This window comes from Leifsonia sp. McL0627 (assembly GCF_058244615.1).
In genome coordinates, this window is the sequence record NZ_JBZCGM010000005.1 from 31,663 (window position 1) to 48,100 (window position 16,438).

A 16,438-nucleotide genomic window follows, 5' to 3' on the forward strand; every position below is an offset into this window, starting at 1 on the left:
GCGCTCCCAGTAAACGCAGGTAATATACCCGGATGCGCGAATCGGACCAGCCCGATATTGGCATGTCGAACGGCTCTGAGCCTGACTCGACCGACACCCCCGCCACCATCGTCCCCCGGACGGACTCCCTCGACACGAGCGAGCCCGCCACCTCGTCGACCCGCGCCGCGCGCCGGTCGGAGGAGCGCACGAGCGGCGGTGCCGGACTCGGTGCTGGCCTGGGCGCTGGCCTCGGCGGAGTGCTGACGGCCATCAGGAAGCACCCCAAGGCGTGGATCATCGCCGGGGCGTCCGCCGCGTTCGTCATCCTCGGCGCCGGCTCGGTCGCTCTCGGTGCGACCGTCGGCTCGCCGGCCGAGGCGGCAGGCGCTCCGACTCACAGCGCGAGCCCGTCGCCCACTCCGACACCGATCAAGACGGCCGATCCCGTTCGTCCCGTCCCGGCCAATCAACCGGCCGCGAGCCGCGTGCGCACCTGTTCGGTCGCCTCGCTTTCGCAGGATGGCAGACTCGGCAACCTCGAAGCGCAGGTGGTGGATGCGCGCACCGGCGAGGTGCTGTTCGACCGCAATGGAACCACGCCGGGCCCGACCGCGAGCGTGCTGAAGACGCTCACCTCCGCCGCGGCTCTGCAGGTGCTCGGACCCGACTACCGCGTGTCCACGACTGTCGTGAAGGGCAGTGTTCCCGGCCAGATCGTGCTCGTCGGGGAGGGGACGTGACACTGTCCCGCCTTCCGGACGGACAGGCCTCCTTCTACACGGACGCCCCGAAGATCCAGGATCTCGCCACTCAGGTCACCCAGGCGATGGGCGGCCAGCCGATCACCTCGATCGTCACAGACACGTCGCTGTTCGGCGGACCGGTCTGGCAGCCGAGCTGGGACGAACGCGAGGAGCGCGTGGTCGAGGGTTCGACGCCGTACATGACGGCGCTGCAGGTCGACGGCGACAGGGACGATCCCACTGCCGTCGAGTCCCCGCGCAGCACGGACCCCGTCGCCCGCGCCGTGCAGTACTTCCAGCAGTACCTCGGCACCAACGTCCCTGTCAGCTCCGGCACGGCCCCTGCTGGCGCCCAGCAGCTCGCGGCCGTGCAGTCCCAGCCCGTCACGACGCTGATCGACCAGGCGATGAGCGTCTCCGACAACACGATCATGGAGGAGCTCGCCAGGCTCGTCGCGATCAAGACGGGCGCCGGCAACACCTTCGACGCCGAGAACGCCGGGGTGCTCGCTGCGCTGAAGCCGTACGGGATCGACACCACGGGCATCCACATCGCCGACGGGTCCGGGCTGAGCGGCGACAACGCCGTGCCGCCGTCGTATCTGACGCAGCTGTTCATCAAGGTTCTCAACAAACAGAACGGCCTCGGCGTCGTCTACGACGGCCTGCCCGTCTCCGGGCAGTCTGGAACACTCGGCCCTGGCTACAGCAGGTTCACCGGAGCCAACGCGGTCGCCAGGGGCGCCGTGCTCGCGAAGACCGGCTGGATCAACAACGGATACACGCTGTCCGGGATCGTGAACGCCGCGGACGGCACTCCGCTGACCTTCGCCGTGTTCGCTCTCGGCAATGTGGGGGACAATGCCAAGCAGGCGATCGACACGCTCGTCACCGGCTTCTACAACTGCGGTGGCAACCTCTCCAATCAGTGACGGAGGCGACCATGGGCAAGGCCCTGTTCATCATCGACGTGCAGAACGACTTCACCGAGGGCGGTGCGCTCGGTGTCACAGGAGGCGCGGCGGTCGCGGCGGGGATCAGCCGGTATCTCGCCTCCCACGCCGGTGAGTACGCGCAGATCTTCGCCAGCCGCGACTGGCATGACGCCGGCAACGACAACGGCGGCCACTTCGCGACGGATGCTGCTCCGGACTTCGTCAGCACCTGGCCGCGGCATTGCGTCGCGGGGACGACCGGTGCGGAGTACCACCCGGCGCTCGACACCTCCGCGGTGACGTTCCACATCCGGAAGGGGCAGGGCGTGCCAGCGTACTCGATCTTCGAGGGGCATACGGAGGCCGGGTCGAGCGTGCACAACCTGCTCGACGAGCACGGCATCGACCAGATCGACGTCGTCGGCATCGCGACCGACTATTGCGTGCGTGCGTCGGCACTGGACGCGCTCGGTCACGGTCAGCGCGTGCGCGTGCTCACCGATTTGGTCGCCGGGGTCGCACCGGAGTCGTCGGAAGCGGCGCTGGCCGAGCTGGCGCACGCGGGGGCAGAGCTGGTCGAGACCGACTGACTGTATTTTAGATCCTTCATTCTTGTGCGGTAGGCTTGACGCTATCTGTTCACAAGATTTGGGGCGGTGCGGTGATCACCGTCGTCCTGCTCGTGAACTCGGCGCGGGACGACGATGGGGGTGGAAGCGGCGACGTCAGCGGTGCGGAATCACTTGCGAAAGAGTACGTGCAGGCGATCGCAGACGGCGACGCGAAGCGCGCGAACGAAATCGCGCGGACCGATATGACCGACGAGAACAACATCATGTTGACTGAGGCGGTGCTGTCGAAGGCGGAACGCATCCGGGAGTTCTCCGTCAGGGGCGTGGTGGGCCGCGGCGACGCAGCGAGCGCTCAAGTCAGGTTCAAATTGGGTTCACGTGGCTACCAGCAATACATCGCGCTCGAAAAGGACGACCATGGTTGGTATGTGGCCACGGCTCTGACGCCCCGGGTTTCCGTGCCGTACGCGTCCGGGGCTGAATTCAGCGTGCCAGGACTCGAAGGAAGCCTTGATCCAAGCACGTTCACCCAGGTCGCGTATCCCGCTGTGTACAAGCTCGACAGCGCGACCGAATTCCTCACGGTTTCGGAGGGTGCCTGGCTGACCGTCGCATCCGGTGCCGGGCAGCCAAAGGGCGTGAAGGTTACCCCCAGCCGGGCCTACCTCGACGCTGTCGCCGCAGTGCTCAAGGCGCGAATCGACGAATGCCGGGTCAATACGAGTCGCGACGCGTTGCGGGACTGCGGGCTCGCGGCCGACTATCCCGAGGCGTGGGTGTCCTCCGATACCGAAAGCCTCGCAGTCACCATTGCTGAATACCCCGCGGTGATCCCGACGGTGGATGGCTCGCTGAAGGACTTCACTGTCGAGGGAGGAGCGATGAGCGCAGCGCTCACGGGCTTCAACTATCAGGGCACTCCGGTGAGCGAAACCGTCGATGTGAAGCCCTACCGTTCGTCTCTGCGCGCGGAGATCGTCGACGGCAAGGTCGAGGTCAAGTAGTTTTCAAGGATATTGACTAGCCACGGTCCGGTGGTGTCGCGGAGGCTATCCGCGCTAAGCTGATTACTAACTTAGCTAGCTAATTCGCGGAGGCGCAGATGAAGACCCGATCCGACTGGACTCCGGCGCGCTGGCTGCGGATCGTGCTGCCCGCCGTTGTCATCGTGATCTGGCTGATCGCCGCCGGCGTCGGCGGGCCGACGTTCGGCAAGCTCTCGTCCGTCTCCGAGAACGGCCAGGCCGCGTTCCTCCCCGCGAGCGCGGAGTCGACCGAGGTGCAGGACTGGCAGCAGAAGTTCACGGACTCGAACGCGATCCCGGCGATCGTCGTCGTGCAGTCCGGCGCGAGCATCCCGTCATCGCAGCTGGCGGAGTACGCCGCGCTGGGCGTGAAGCTCGGCCAGGTCGACGGCGTCCAGAAGCCGGAGGGGGTTGCGCAGACCAGCGTCGCCGGCCCAATCCCGTCGGATGACGGCAAGGCGGTCGAGTTCATCGTGCCGATCGCCGACTCCAACAACGTCAAAACGGTGGTCGCCGATCTGCGAACGGTGGTCGCGGACAACCTGCCGGACGGCACCCAGGGCTGGGTGACAGGGCCGGCCGGTCTCACCGCCGACCTGGTCAACGCGTTCGGCGGGATCGACGGCATCCTGCTGCTCGTGGCCGTGGGCGCCGTGTTCGTCATCCTGCTGCTGGTCTACCGGTCGCTGGTGCTGCCGTTCCTCGTGCTGTTCACCTCGATCTTCGCCCTCTGCGCCGCGATCCTGGTGGTCTATCTGTTCGCGCTGTGGGGCTGGATCAAGCTCAGCGGGCAGAGCCAGGGCATCCTGTCGATCCTGGTGATCGGCGCCGCCACCGACTACTCGCTGCTGCTGGTCGCCCGCTACCGGGAGTCGCTCGAACACGTCGAATCGCGCTGGGCGGCCATCGGGCGCGCCTGGCGTGCCGCGTGGGAGCCCATCGCGGCCTCCGGTGCCACGGTGATCCTGGCGCTGCTCTGCCTGCTGTTCTCCGACCTCAACTCCAACAAGAGCCTCGGCCCGATCGCGGCCATCGGCATCGTGTTCTCCCTGCTGTCAGCTCTCACACTGCTGCCCATGCTGCTCGTGGTGTTCGGCCGCGCCTCGTTCTGGCCGTTCCGTCCGAAATTCGTCGGCGAACGACCGATGGAGCACACTCACCGGGACGGGCGACGGATCGCCGGGCTCGAAGGCATCGGAGGGCTCTGGCGCCGGGTCGGGACGCTCATCGCGACCAGGCCGCGCGCGACCTGGATCGTCGCCTTCGTCGTGCTCGCCGCGTGTGCGGCCGGTGTGACGCAACTGAAGGCGAACGGCGTCGAGCAGTCGCAGCTGGTGCTCACCCAGTCGGACGCGGCAGACGGCCAGAAGATCCTCGCCAAGCACTTCGATGCAGGCTCCGGCAGCCCCGTCGTCATCGTGGCGAAGGAGGGCCGAGACTACGCGGTGCTCTCGGCGGTGCAGGGCACTGATGGCATCGCCGGGGCGACCATCTTCATCGGGAACACGAGGCCGACCCTTCCCGGTGAGCAGGTGGGCTCGCTCTCGCCCGACCCCATCGTCAAGGACGGCCGCGTCCTCATCAACGCGATCCTGTCGTCCGAGGCGGACTCCGACGCGGCCGAGCAGACCGTGCGCGCTCTGCGGGCGACGCTGCCGAAGACCGACTCGACCGTGCTCGTCGGCGGTGTCACCGCCATCGCGCTCGACACCAACGACACGGCGCAGAGCGACCTGATCAAGATCATCCCGATCGTGCTCTCGGTCATCCTGCTGATCCTGATGCTGTTGCTCCGCTCGATCCTTGCGCCGATCCTGCTGATCGCGAGTGTGGTGCTGTCATACACCGCCGCTCTCGGCGTCTCAGCGCTCGTCTTCAACGGGCTGTTCCACTTCCCAGGGGCGGATGCGTCGGTTCCGTTGTTCGGGTTCGTGTTCCTGGTCGCGCTCGGGGTGGACTACAACATCTTCCTGATGACGCGCGTGCGGGAGGAGTCCATCCGCATCGGGACGCGGCCGGGCATCCTGCGCGGACTCGGCGTGACGGGAAGCGTCATCACCTCAGCCGGTGTCGTGCTGGCGGCGACCTTCGCCGCGCTCGCGGTGATCCCGATCCTGTTCCTGGTGCAGATCGCGTTCATCGTGGCGTTCGGCGTGCTCCTCGACACGGTGATCGTGCGCTCGCTGCTGGTGCCAGCAGCCGCCTACGACATCGGGCGTGCGATCTGGTGGCCGTCGAAGCTGTGGCGGGATGCGTCGCATCCTGAGCGGCGCGGTGCGGAAGCGGCGGCGCCGGTCGTGGAGCCGGTCGAGTAGCACCCAGCAGGCCGCCGCGCACTCGGCCGCTTCACTGCACAGAATGCACAGTGAAGGTGTCGCGCTCACCGTCGCCATGAGCAGAGTGAGTAGCCTGTGCTGTGCGTGTTGCCCACCGCATCCACCCCTGCGACAGTGGCGAGATGACCTTGACCACTTCCGAGAGCGCCGTGAGCGCGCGCGGCGACGATGCCGCCCTTCTGCGGCGGCTGTATCGCACGATGGTGACCGTTCGGCGGCTCGACCTCGACGGCGTCGCCATGCAGCGGCAGGGCATCGTGCCCGGCTATGCACCGATGCGCGGGCAGGAGGCCGCCCAGGTGGGCAGTGCCGCCGCGCTCGACCTGGAGCGTGACTTCGCCTTCCCGACCTACCGTGAGCTCGGCGTCGCCGTCGCCATGGGCGTCGACCCCGTCGCCTACCTCGCATCGCACCAGGGCGCCTGGCACGGCGGGCTCTGGGATGCGGCAGCCGCGCGGCTCGCGCCGATCAACGCTGTCGTCGGCGGAGCCGTCACCCACGCGGTCGGCTGGGCGCTCGGCGCGAAGCTCGACCGCAACGGCGGATGCGCGATCGCATACTTCGGGGACGGAGCCAGTTCGCAGGGCGACATCCACGAGGCGATGAACACCGCGGGCGTCTCGCAGCTGCCGGTCGTCTTCTTCTGCCAGAACAACGGCTGGGCGATTTCCGTGCCGACCGCCAAGCAGGTCGCGGGCGGCTCGGTCGCCGCCCGTGCGGCCGGCTACGGAATGCCAGGGGTGCGCATCGACGGGAACGACGTCGTCGCCGTCTACGAAGCGACCCGCGACGCCCTCGACCGCGCTCGTGCAGGCGGAGGCCCGACGGTCATCGAGGCGATGACCTACCGGCTCGGCCCGCACTCCACCTCGGACGATCCTGGACGCTATCGCAGCCTGGACGAGGAGCAGAGCTGGCTCGCCCGCGACCCGCTGTCGCTGTGCGAGGAGCGGCTGCGTGCCACAGGGACGGTCGGCGACGACTTCTTCGCCGAAGTCTCCGACACCGCCAACGAGCTCACCGACCGCGTCCGCGCCGATGTCGCGGCGCTCGGCGGCCGGCCGGGCGAGGAGATGTTCGATTTCGTGTTCGCCGATGCACCCGCCGCCCTGCTCGGGCAGAAGCGGGCCTGGGAGGAGTCGCGCCATGTCTGACACTGCAACCGCCACGGCAACCGGAGCGGCAACACTAACGACGATGCAGCGTGCCCTCAACCGCGCGCTCGACGACGCCCTCGCCGCCGACGACCGCACCCTGGTCTTCGGGGAGGACGTCGGCACCCTCGGCGGCGTGTTCCGCGTCACCGACGGGCTCAACGCCAAGTACGGCGACGACCGCGTCTTCGACACCACCCTCGCGGAGTCGGGGATCATGGGCATGGCCGTCGGCCTCGCGATGGCAGGCTGGCGTCCGGTTCCGGAGATCCAGTTCGACGGGTTCTCGTACCCGGCCATCGACCAGATCGTCAACCAGGTCGCCAGGATGCACTACCGCAGCCGCGGGGCGTTCACCATGCCGATCACGCTGCGGCTCCCCAGCTTCGGCGGCATCCGCGCCCCTGAGCACCACGGCGAGAGCCTGGAAGCGCTGTTCGCGCACGTGCCGGGGCTCAAGGTGGTCTCCCCGTCCACCCCGGCGGAGGCGTACACGCTGCTGCGCCAAGCCATCGACGACCCCGACCCCGTGATCTTCCTCGAACCGAAGTCGCGCTACTGGCACAAGGCCGCCGTGCAGGAGGCCGAGCTGTCCGAGCGGCTGCCGGTCGGCGCATCCCGGGTGGTCAGGCAGGGCAAGCACGTCACTCTCGTCGCGTGGGGTGCGATGGTCTCCCGCTGCCTGCAGGCCGCCGAACTCGGCGCGGAGGACGGCGTGGAGATCGAGGTGGTCGACCTGCGCTGGCTGAAGCCGATCGACGCCGACGGGCTCGCCGCCTCCGTCGCCAAGACAAAGCGCGCCGTCGTCGTGCACGAGGCCCCGCTCACCGCCGGTCTCGGCGCCGAGGTCAGCACGCTCATCACCGAACGCTGCTTCGGCGACCTGCGCGCCCCCGTGCAGCGCGTCACCGGCTGGGACGTGCCGTACCCGTCCCCGGTGCTGGAGGACGAGTACCTGCCGAGCATCGACCGCATCCTGGACGCCGTCCAGAAGACCTTGGAGTACCGCCGTGGCTGAGATCACGTTCGCCCTGCCCGACCTGGGCGAGGGCCTGCAGGAAGCGACCGTGCTGGAATGGCTGGTCGCCGAAGGGGACTTCGTCGAGCGCAACGCGCCGCTGGTCGAGGTCGAGACGACGAAGTCGGCCGTCGAACTGCCGTCGCCGCAGGCGGGGACCGTGACCCGGTTCCACGCGGCGGAGGGGGACACCCTGGAGGTGGGGGCGTCGCTCATCACGTTCACCGTCGCCGACGACACCGCGGGTATCGTCGGAACCGTGCCTGTCGAGGAGGCGCCAGCGCGCCGCGTGCGCCTGCAACTGCCGGAGGACTGACACCCGTGACCAGCATCAGCACCGCGACGACACCGACCGGGATGCGCATCGCATACGAACGCCATCCCGGCGACGACCCGGTGCTCCTGGTGCACGGCTTCGCCACCACCGGCTCCCTCACCTGGGAGGCCACCGGGTGGGTGCGGGCGCTCGCCGAGGCCGGCCGCGGCGCCATCGTGCCCGACCTGCGCGGTCACGGTGCGAGCTCCGCGCCGCACGATCCCGCTGCGTACTCGCCGCAGCTGCTCGCCGGCGACCTGCTGGCCGTGCTGGATGCGGAGGGTCTCGACCGTGTGGACGTCGTCGGCTATTCGATGGGCAGCTGGGTGACGCTCGCGCTCGTCGGGATGGCGCCGCAGCGCATCCACCGGGTGGTCGTCGGCGGCATCGGCACGGTGGAACAGTTCGCCCGCTGGGGCGTGGACGCTGTCCGCTCCGCACTGCTCGACGACGCGGATTCGGTGCCGCAGGAGTCGCCGCTCGCGCCGCTGCTGTCGTCACTCCGCCAGGCGCCCGGCGTCGACACGGTGGCGCTCGCCGCGTGCGTGTCCGGGATGGCCGCGCATCCGCTGCCGTTGGCGTCGAGTGCGCCGACGATGCTGGTGGTCGGCGAGGTCGATCCGGTGACCGAGGGACGCGACGAGGCGGCAGAGGCGCTCGGCGCCGAACTGGTGGTCCTGCCCCGACGCAACCACGTGACGACCTTGAGCGCGCGCGCGTTCAAGCAGGCTGCTCTGCCGTTCCTGGGAGCTGTCGTCAGCGTGTAGGCGATCGCACTTTCCAGTCGTACGATGTGCGGGGACCGAAGGAGGCCGGATGTCGATCGACAAGCTGGATGCCGAGCTGATCGCGCTGCTCACCGCCGAGCCGAGGCTTCGGCGTCTTCGAGGCGTCCCGCCGGCTCGGCGTCGCCAGGGGCACGGTGCAGGCCAGGCTCGACCGGCTGCAGCGCTCCGGCATCGTCAAGGATTTCGCACCGACCATCGACAGTGAGCGGCTCGGCTATCCGGTGACGGCGTTCGTGACGGCGGAGATCTCGCAGGGCGACAGCGACAAGTCGGTGCTCGAACACCTGCAGGCGATCCCCGAAGTGCTGGAGGTCCACACGATCACCGGAGCTGGCGACCTGATGATCAGGGCCGTCGCCCGGTCGAACGCCGACCTGCAACGGGTGATCGACCGGATCGTGAGCGATCCGGGGATCACCAGGACGTCGACCGTGATCGCGCTGGCGACCAGGATCGACCATCGTGCGGTGCCGCTCGTGGTGGCATCGGTGGAAGAGGCCGTCGGCTGACGGTTTCGGCTGAACGGGCAGCGAGTGACGACGGATGAGAGGGCTGTGACGTGGGAGAGACGCGCATGAACGAGCAGGAACTGCTGTCGAAGGTGCCGGGCGGGTTGTACATCGGCGGCGAGTGGCGGGACGGCACCTCCGGGCGCACCATCGCGGTGACCGATCCCGCGACCGGCGACACGATCAAGACCATCGCCGACGCCTCCGAGCAGGACGGCGCTGCTGCCCTGGATGCGGCGGTCGCGGCCGCCGACGCCTGGGCGGCCACCGCACCGCGTGTCCGGGGGGAGATCCTGCGGCGAGCGTTCGACCTGCTGCAGGAGCGCCGCGGCGAGTTCGCGCTGCTGATGACGCTGGAGATGGGCAAACCGCTGGCGGAGGCCAACGGCGAGGTGACCTATGGCGGCGAGTTCCTCCGCTGGTTCGGCGAGGAGGCCGTGCGCATCTCCGGGCGGTACGCGACCAGCCCGGAAGGCACCGGACGGATGATCGTGTCCCAGCATCCGGTGGGTCCGTGCTTCCTGATCACGCCGTGGAACTTCCCGCTAGCGATGGCGACGCGCAAGATCGCGCCCGCCCTGGCCGCCGGATGCACGGTGGTCGTGAAGCCCGCATCGCTCACGCCGTTGACCACGCTCTACTTCGCCAAGATGTTGGAGGACGCAGGGCTCCCGGCCGGCGTGGTGAACGTGATCACCACCTCCACCTCGGGGAAGGTGTCCGGGCCGATCATCGCCGACCCGCGCCTCCGGAAGCTGTCGTTCACCGGGTCGACGGAAGTCGGCAGGTCGCTGCTGAAGCAGTCGGCGCAGAACGTGCTGCGCACCTCGATGGAACTCGGCGGCAACGCGCCGTTCGTCGTGTTCGAGGACGCCGACCTCGACAAGGCGGTCGAGGGCGCGATGCTCGCCAAGTTCCGCAACATCGGCGAGGCGTGCACGGCCGCCAACCGGTTCATCGTGCACGAGGCCGTCGCCGACGAGTTCGCCGCCCGTGTCACGGAGCGGGTGCGCGGGATGCGCGTCGGCCGCGGCACGGAGGAGGGCGTGACCATCGGGCCGCTGATCGACCAGGATGCGGTGGACAAGGCCGCTGCACTGCTCCAGGATGCGGTCTCCCGCGGCGCGACGGTGCTCGCGGGCGGCAACCGCGTGGAGGGGGTCGGCACGTTCTTCGAGCCCACCGTCGTCACCGATGTTGCGGCGGGCAGCGACATCCTGCGCGAGGAGATCTTCGGACCCGTCCTCTCGATCGTGCGCTTCCGCGACGAGGACGAAGCCGTGCGGATCGCCAACGACACCGAATTCGGGCTGGTCTCCTACGTCTTCACGAAGGACCTCGCGCGCGGCCAGCGGATGATCGACCGGCTGCAGACCGGGATGATGGGGCTGAACGTCGGCGTCGTCTCCAACGCGGCGGCGCCGTTCGGCGGGGTGAAACAGTCCGGGCTCGGACGCGAAGGCGGCCTGGAGGGCATCCACGAATACCTGTCGACCAAGTACACGCTCACCCCCGACCCGTTCGGAGCCTGACATGGCCACCGAAGCGGTCATCGTCGACGTCATCCGCACTCCGTCGGGGCGCGGCAAGCCGGGCGGCGCGCTCTCGGACATCCACCCGGCCGACCTCCTCGCCGGGGTGCTCGCCGAACTCCTGCACCGCAACGGACTCGACCCTGCGCTCGTCGACGACGTGATCGGCGGCTGCGTCACCCAGTCCGGAGAGCAGGCGGGGAACATCACCAGGACGGCCGTGTTGAGCGCCGGGTTCCCCGACAGCGTCCCGGCGGTGACTGTCGACCGGCAGTGCGGGTCGAGCCAGCAGGCGGCGGCGTTCGCGGCGCAGGGGGTCCTCTCCGGGGCGTACGACATCGTCGTGGCATGCGGGGTGGAGTCGATGAGCCGCGCGCCGATGGGGTCGAACGTGGGTGACGCATCCATCGGCGGTGCACTGCTGAAACAGCGCTACCCGGACGGGCTGGTCAACCAGGGCGTGTCGGCCGAGCTGATCGCGCAGCAGTGGGGGATCGGGCGGGCGGAGCTGGACGACTTCGCTGCGCGCTCGCACGCTCTCGCCGCGGAGGCGGCGGCGTCGGGCGCGTTCGCGGGCGAGCTGGTGGCCGTGCCGACCCCGGACAGCGGCAGCGTCACGGCCGACGAGACCATCCGGCCGGGAACGACAGTGGATGCGCTGGCCGGCCTGAAACCGTCGTTCCGCACCGGCGCGCTCGCCGAGCGCTTCCCGCAGCTCGACTGGCGGATCACGCCGGGCAACTCGTCCCCGCTCACCGATGGGGCGTCCGCCGCGCTCATCATGAGCGCGGAGGCGGCGGAGCGGCTGGGGCTGCGGCCGCGTGCGCGGTTCCACACCTTTGCGGTCGCCGGGAGCGATCCGCTGCTGATGCTCACCGGGGTGCTTCCGGCGACGCGGAAGGTGCTCGACCGCAGCGGGCTGCGGCTGGACGAGATCGACGCGTACGAGGTGAACGAGGCGTTCGCGCCCATCCCGTTGCTGTGGCAGCGCGAGTTCGACGCGGACGCGGCCAAGCTCAACCCGCACGGCGGCGCGATCGCGCTCGGGCACGCGCTCGGCTCGTCCGGCACCCGGCTGCTGGCCACACTGCTGAGCGAGCTGGAAGCATCCGGTGGCCGCTACGGCTTGCAGACCATGTGCGAGGGCGGCGGGACCGCCAACGCGACCATCATCGAAGTCCTCCACTGACCGCAACCATTTCGAGAGGGAACACCATGCAGATCGACGGATGCTCGGCCATCGTCACCGGCGCCGCCAGCGGGCTCGGCAACGCCACCGCGCGCGCACTCACCGAGGCGGGCGCGCACGTCGTCGTGCTCGATCTGCCCAGCTCGGAGGGCGAGAAAGCGGCGACGGCGCTCGGCCCGACGGCGCGGTTCGTCGCGGCGGACGTCGCCAATGAGGACCAGGTGCAGGCGGCGGTCGACGTCGCCGCGTCGCTCGGTCCGCTGCGCGTGGTCGTCAACTGCGCGGGGATCGCAACGGCGGCCAAAGTGCTCGGGCGCGACGGCGTGCTGCCGCTGGAGCAGTTCGAGCGGGTGATCAGGGTCAACCTCATCGGCACATTCAATGTGGTGCGGCTGGCCGGGGCAGCGATGGTGCAGACCGACGCGGTGGGCGAGGAGCGCGGCGTGATCGTGAACACCGCCTCCGTCGCCGCATTCGACGGGCAGATCGGGCAGTCGGCGTACTCGGCGTCGAAGGGCGGGGTGGCCGCCATGACACTGCCGCTCGCGCGCGAGTTCGCCCGCGACCTCATCCGGGTGGTCACGATCGCACCCGGCATCTTCGAGACGCCGATGATGGCCGGGCTCCCGCAGCCGGCCCAGGACTCGCTCGCCGCCCAGGTGCCGCACCCCTCCCGCCTCGGCCGCCCGTCCGAATACGCGGCCCTCGCCCTGCACATCGTCGCCAACCCCATGCTCAACGGCGAGACCATCCGCCTCGACGGGGCCATCCGCATGCAGCCCCGCTAGCCGTCGCCGTCGCCGTCGCCATCGCCCTCGCCCGCAGCCGCCTATCGGACGACGGGTCAGGAGGCGGAGTGGGCCTCGAGGAACGTGAAGACGTCGGAGTCGTCGACGCCGGGGAACGAGCCGGAGGGGAGCGGCGACAGGATGTGCGCGTGCAGCCGCGCGCTCGGCCAGGCCTGGCCGGCCCAGCGGGACTCCAGGCCGGCTGCAGGACGCTTGCAGCACGACTCGTCCGGGCAGCGCGACTCGGCCCGCGCCGCCGTCTCGCGCCCGCGGAACCACTTGGCCTGGTCGAACGGCACGCCGACGCTGATCGAGAACCCGCCTGCCGACGTCGTCCCTGTCTGCGTCGCGCACCAGTACGTTCCTGCCGGGGTGTCGGTGTACTGGTACATCTCCGTAGTGCGGTTGGTGTGTGTGAACGCCGACCGCGCTCCCCACTTGCGGCAGACGATCTGGCCCTCGATGGAGCCCGTCACGTCCGTCGGCAGCGGAAGACCGTCGTTCTCGTAGCCCTTGTAGAGCGCGCCGTCGTCGCCGACGCGGAGGAAGTGCAGCGTCATGTCGAGGTGTGTGGTCGCCAGGTTGGTCAGCCGGAGCGCCGCCGCCTCGTGGGTGACGCCGAACGCGTCCCGGAAGTCCTCGACGGCGATGTCTTTGTCCTGCTTGGCCTGCTGCAGGAAGCCGACCGCCGCGTCCCGGGGCATCAGGCAGCTGGCGGCGAAGTAGTTGATCTCCAGCCGCTGCCGCAGGAAGTCGGCGTAGCTCTGCGGGCGTTCGTGCCCGAGCAGCCGGTGCGCCATCGCCTGCAACGCCATCGAGCGCAGGCCGTGCCCGCCCGGGATGCTCGCCGGCGGCAGGTAGATCCGCCCGTTCGCGAGGTCGGTGATGGAGCGGGCCGAGTGCGGCAGGTCGTTCACGTAGATCAGGTCGAAGCCGAGCTGCTCGGCCATGATGCTGACCTCGCGGTGCGTGAGCGCGCCGTGGGTGTGGCCAGACGCACGGACGCGCGCCTCCGCCAGCTCCTCGATCTCCGGGATGTAGTTGTTCTGCGCGCGCATCCGCTCGCGCAGCTCGGTGTTGGCGCGGCGGGCCTCCTCCGGCGTCGCGATGGCCTCCGTCGCGCGCCGGCCGAGCTCCCTGTGCATCCCGACCAGGGCTTCCAGCGTCTCGGTCGGCGTGCCCTTGGTCGGCTTCACCGTCGGCAGCCCGAGTGAGCCGTAGAGGGTGCCGCGCTGCGCCCTGGCGAGTTCGATCTCGAGGGCGGCGCGTTCATCCGGTGGCTCGGCGGAGAGCAGGTCGGCCAGTTGCACGCCGAGCGCGCTCGCGAGCGTTGTCAGCAGTGTGATGCGCGGCTCGCGTTTGCCGTTCTCGATCAGGGACAGCTGGCTCGCCGCCACGCCGGTCGCCGTCCCCAGTTCGTCGAGGGTGAGCCCGCGCTGGGTGCGGAAATGCCTGATGCGGTGGCCGAGTGTCGCAACGTCGGCGGTGGACTGCTCCATCCCTTCACGATAGCGAAAGAATCGCGATTCTTTCCAGCCCTTTCCGGATGTTTAAGCCCGAAAACTCTCAGATGCTGGATTCACACCCAAACTTTCAACCGAGAGGACTCCGGAATGACACTCGCCGAACTCCCGCTCTCCGACCTCGACGACCAGCGTGACGGCCTCGACGCCCTGCGTGCCTGGGTCGACGACATCGCCGCCATCACCCAGCCGGACGACGTGGTCTGGTGCGACGGCTCCCTCGCAGAGTCCGACCGCCTCACCAAGCAGCTCGTCGCCGAGGGCAAGCTGATCCGCCTGAACCCGGAATGGCGCCCGAACAGCTTCCTGGCCCGCACCGACCCCGGCGACGTCGCCCGGGTCGAGGACCGCACCTTCATCTGCTCCGTCGACGAGACCGACGCCGGCCCCACCAACAACTGGCGCGAACCCGAGGGGATGCGCGCCGAGCTCCGCGAGGTCTTCACCGGCAGTATGCGCGGCCGCACGATGTACGTCGTCCCGTTCTCGATGGGCCCGGTCGGCGGCCCGATCTCGCAGGTCGGCGTTCAGCTCACCGACTCCGCATACGTCGCCGTCAGCCTCGGGATGATGACCCGCGTCACCTCCACGGTCCTCACCCTCATCGAGGCCGGCCAGCCGTGGGTCGCCACCGTGCACAGCGTCGGCGCCCCCCTGGTGGATGCGCGGGGCACCCGCCACGACGACGTCGCCTGGCCGTGCAACGAGACCAAGTACATCGTGCAGTTCCCGGAGACCAGGGAGATCTGGTCGTACGGCTCCGGCTACGGCGGCAACGCGATCCTGGCCAAGAAGTGCTTCGCACTGCGCATCGCCTCGGTGATGGCGCGTGACGAGGGCTGGCTGGCCGAGCACATGCTGATCGTCAAGGTCACGTCGCCGGAGGGCAAGGCGTTCCACATCGCTGCGGCGTTCCCGTCGGCGTGCGGCAAGACGAACCTCGCCATGCTGCGTCCGAGCATCCCGGGCTGGACGGTCGAGACGGTCGGCGACGACATCGCCTGGCTGCGCCAGGGACCGGACGGGCGCCTGCGGGCGATCAACCCGGAGGCCGGCTTCTTCGGTGTCGCTCCCGGCACGGGTCCGTCCACGAACGCCACAGCCGTCGACACGCTCTGGGGCAACACGATCTTCACGAACGTCGCCCTGCGTGACGACGGCGACGTGTGGTGGGAGGGCCTCACCGACGAGCCGCCGGCGCACCTGATCGACTGGCGCGGGGAGGACTGGACGCCGCAGAGCGGACGACCGGCCGCGCACCCGAACTCCCGGTTCACGGTGTCGGCCGCGCAGTGCCCGGCGATCTCCGACGACTGGGACGCGTTCGACGGTGTGCCGATCGACGCGATCCTGTTCGGCGGCCGCCGCGCCACGAACGTGCCGCTGGTGGCCCAGTCCCGCGACTGGAATCACGGCGTCTTCCTCGGTGCGACCATCTCGTCCGAGAAGACGGCCGCGGCCGAGGGCACCGTCGGCGAGCTGCGCCGCGACCCGTTCGCGATGCTGCCGTTCTGCGGATACAACATGGCCGACTACTGGGGCCACTGGCTCAAGATGGGGGAGAAGCTGGGGTCGAACGCTCCCGCCATCTTCCAGGTCAACTGGTTCCGCAAGGGCGAGGGCGGCCGGTTCCTCTGGCCAGGCTTCAGCGAGAACGCGCGCGTGATCGAGTGGATCGTGCGCCGCGTGGATGGCAGCGCCGGAGCGGTCGACGCTCCGATCGGGCGCCTCCCGATCACGGCAGAGCTCGACCTCGACGGCCTCGACATCCCCGACGCCGACGTGGATGCGCTGTTCGACGTCGACAGGGACTCCTGGCTGGCCGAGTGCGACCTCACGGAGGAGTTCTTCTCCCGTTTCGGAGACCGCGTTCCTCCCGCGCTGCGCGCCGAGCTCGCTTCGCTCCGCTACCACCTGCGCGACTGACCGGGCCTCTCAGCCCGCTCCAGCCCCCGGACCCCCGCGCCTGACCGCGGGTACAAAATCGAGTCCGGACTTGTGCACACCGCTCCCCGGCGTGTCGCGTGC

14 protein-coding genes and 1 pseudogene are annotated in these 16,438 nt (G+C 69.4%); 14 read left to right on the plus strand and 1 reads right to left on the minus strand.

Annotated features, from left to right (window positions below; translation table 11 throughout):
* Positions 1–32 precede the first annotated feature (32 nt).
* From AC37TH_RS15515 to AC37TH_RS15575, 13 genes and pseudogenes are all read left to right on the plus strand, one after another.
* A complete protein-coding gene (locus AC37TH_RS15515; RefSeq protein ID WP_490765253.1) occupies positions 33–722 on the plus strand; it encodes a D-alanyl-D-alanine carboxypeptidase in 690 nt (229 codons plus the stop codon).
* Positions 719–1,657, plus strand: coding sequence for a D-alanyl-D-alanine carboxypeptidase (locus AC37TH_RS15520; protein ID WP_490765254.1), 939 nt, complete (start codon positions 719–721; stop codon positions 1,655–1,657). Before AC37TH_RS15515 ends, AC37TH_RS15520 begins: the two co-directional genes overlap by 4 nt.
* 11 nt (positions 1,658–1,668) lie before the next feature.
* Positions 1,669–2,250, plus strand: a complete 582-nt coding sequence (locus tag AC37TH_RS15525) for an isochorismatase family protein (protein ID WP_490765255.1) — start codon at positions 1,669–1,671, stop codon at positions 2,248–2,250.
* A 71-nt stretch (positions 2,251–2,321) separates the two neighbouring features.
* Positions 2,322–3,236 carry a hypothetical protein gene (locus tag AC37TH_RS15530; protein WP_490765256.1) on the plus strand — a complete coding sequence of 305 codons (915 nt, stop codon included), beginning with the start codon at positions 2,322–2,324 and terminating at the stop codon, positions 3,234–3,236.
* A gap of 98 nt (positions 3,237–3,334) precedes the next feature.
* Complete coding sequence (locus AC37TH_RS15535) at positions 3,335–5,572, plus strand: MMPL family transporter (RefSeq protein ID WP_490765257.1); 2,238 nt, start codon at positions 3,335–3,337, stop codon at positions 5,570–5,572.
* 143 nt (positions 5,573–5,715) lie between these two features.
* On the plus strand, positions 5,716–6,747 hold the full coding sequence (locus tag AC37TH_RS15540; RefSeq protein WP_490765258.1) for a thiamine pyrophosphate-dependent enzyme: 1,032 nt from the start codon (positions 5,716–5,718) through the stop codon (positions 6,745–6,747).
* Positions 6,740–7,765, plus strand: coding sequence for an alpha-ketoacid dehydrogenase subunit beta (locus tag AC37TH_RS15545; RefSeq protein ID WP_490765259.1), 1,026 nt, complete (start codon positions 6,740–6,742; stop codon positions 7,763–7,765). Before AC37TH_RS15540 ends, AC37TH_RS15545 begins: the two co-directional genes overlap by 8 nt.
* Positions 7,758–8,081 carry a biotin/lipoyl-containing protein gene (locus tag AC37TH_RS15550; protein WP_490765260.1) on the plus strand — a complete coding sequence of 108 codons (324 nt, stop codon included), beginning with the start codon at positions 7,758–7,760 and terminating at the stop codon, positions 8,079–8,081. The genes AC37TH_RS15545 and AC37TH_RS15550 overlap by 8 nt, the downstream gene beginning before the upstream one ends.
* 5 nt (positions 8,082–8,086) lie before the next feature.
* Complete coding sequence (locus AC37TH_RS15555; RefSeq protein WP_490765261.1) at positions 8,087–8,848, plus strand: alpha/beta fold hydrolase; 762 nt, start codon at positions 8,087–8,089, stop codon at positions 8,846–8,848.
* Positions 8,849–8,897: 49 nt separating this feature from the next.
* Positions 8,898–9,378: pseudogene (locus AC37TH_RS15560) on the plus strand (Lrp/AsnC family transcriptional regulator).
* Between the two features lie 65 nt (positions 9,379–9,443).
* Complete coding sequence (locus AC37TH_RS15565) at positions 9,444–10,910, plus strand: NAD-dependent succinate-semialdehyde dehydrogenase (RefSeq protein WP_490765262.1); 1,467 nt, start codon at positions 9,444–9,446, stop codon at positions 10,908–10,910.
* 1 nt (position 10,911) lies between these two features.
* A complete protein-coding gene (locus tag AC37TH_RS15570) occupies positions 10,912–12,099 on the plus strand; it encodes a thiolase family protein (RefSeq protein ID WP_490765263.1) in 1,188 nt (395 codons plus the stop codon).
* Positions 12,100–12,125: 26 nt separating this feature from the next.
* The gene (locus AC37TH_RS15575) at positions 12,126–12,887 is read left to right on the plus strand and encodes a 3-hydroxyacyl-CoA dehydrogenase (protein WP_490765264.1); all 762 of its coding nucleotides are present in this window, start codon (positions 12,126–12,128) and stop codon (positions 12,885–12,887) included.
* A 56-nt stretch (positions 12,888–12,943) separates the two neighbouring features.
* Here the strand turns inward: AC37TH_RS15575 and AC37TH_RS15580 are convergent, their stop codons facing one another.
* Complete coding sequence (locus AC37TH_RS15580) at positions 12,944–14,386, minus strand: helix-turn-helix domain-containing protein (RefSeq protein WP_490765265.1); 1,443 nt, start codon at positions 14,384–14,386, stop codon at positions 12,944–12,946.
* Between the two features lie 114 nt (positions 14,387–14,500).
* On the opposite strand from AC37TH_RS15580, the gene AC37TH_RS15585 reads away from it, so the two are divergent.
* Positions 14,501–16,336 carry a phosphoenolpyruvate carboxykinase (GTP) gene (locus AC37TH_RS15585; protein WP_490765266.1) on the plus strand — a complete coding sequence of 612 codons (1,836 nt, stop codon included), beginning with the start codon at positions 14,501–14,503 and terminating at the stop codon, positions 16,334–16,336.
* Positions 16,337–16,438: the final 102 nt, after the last annotated feature.

Excerpts from the sequence above, each read along its gene's own strand:
- AC37TH_RS15515 (WP_490765253.1), top strand. The coding sequence starts at position 33 with ATGCGCGAATCGGACCAGCCCGATATTGGCATGTCGAACGGCTCTGAG.
- AC37TH_RS15525 (WP_490765255.1), top strand. The coding sequence starts at position 1,669 with ATGGGCAAGGCCCTGTTCATCATCGACGTGCAGAACGACTTCACCGAG.
- AC37TH_RS15535 (WP_490765257.1), top strand. The coding sequence starts at position 3,335 with ATGAAGACCCGATCCGACTGGACTCCGGCGCGCTGGCTGCGGATCGTG.
- AC37TH_RS15540 (WP_490765258.1), top strand. The coding sequence starts at position 5,716 with ATGACCTTGACCACTTCCGAGAGCGCCGTGAGCGCGCGCGGCGACGAT.
- AC37TH_RS15545 (WP_490765259.1), top strand. The coding sequence starts at position 6,740 with ATGTCTGACACTGCAACCGCCACGGCAACCGGAGCGGCAACACTAACG.
- AC37TH_RS15565 (WP_490765262.1), top strand. The coding sequence starts at position 9,444 with ATGAACGAGCAGGAACTGCTGTCGAAGGTGCCGGGCGGGTTGTACATC.
- AC37TH_RS15570 (WP_490765263.1), top strand. The coding sequence starts at position 10,912 with ATGGCCACCGAAGCGGTCATCGTCGACGTCATCCGCACTCCGTCGGGG.
- AC37TH_RS15575 (WP_490765264.1), top strand. The coding sequence starts at position 12,126 with ATGCAGATCGACGGATGCTCGGCCATCGTCACCGGCGCCGCCAGCGGG.
- AC37TH_RS15580 (WP_490765265.1), bottom strand. The coding sequence starts at position 14,386 with ATGGAGCAGTCCACCGCCGACGTTGCGACACTCGGCCACCGCATCAGG.
- AC37TH_RS15585 (WP_490765266.1), top strand. The coding sequence starts at position 14,501 with ATGACACTCGCCGAACTCCCGCTCTCCGACCTCGACGACCAGCGTGAC.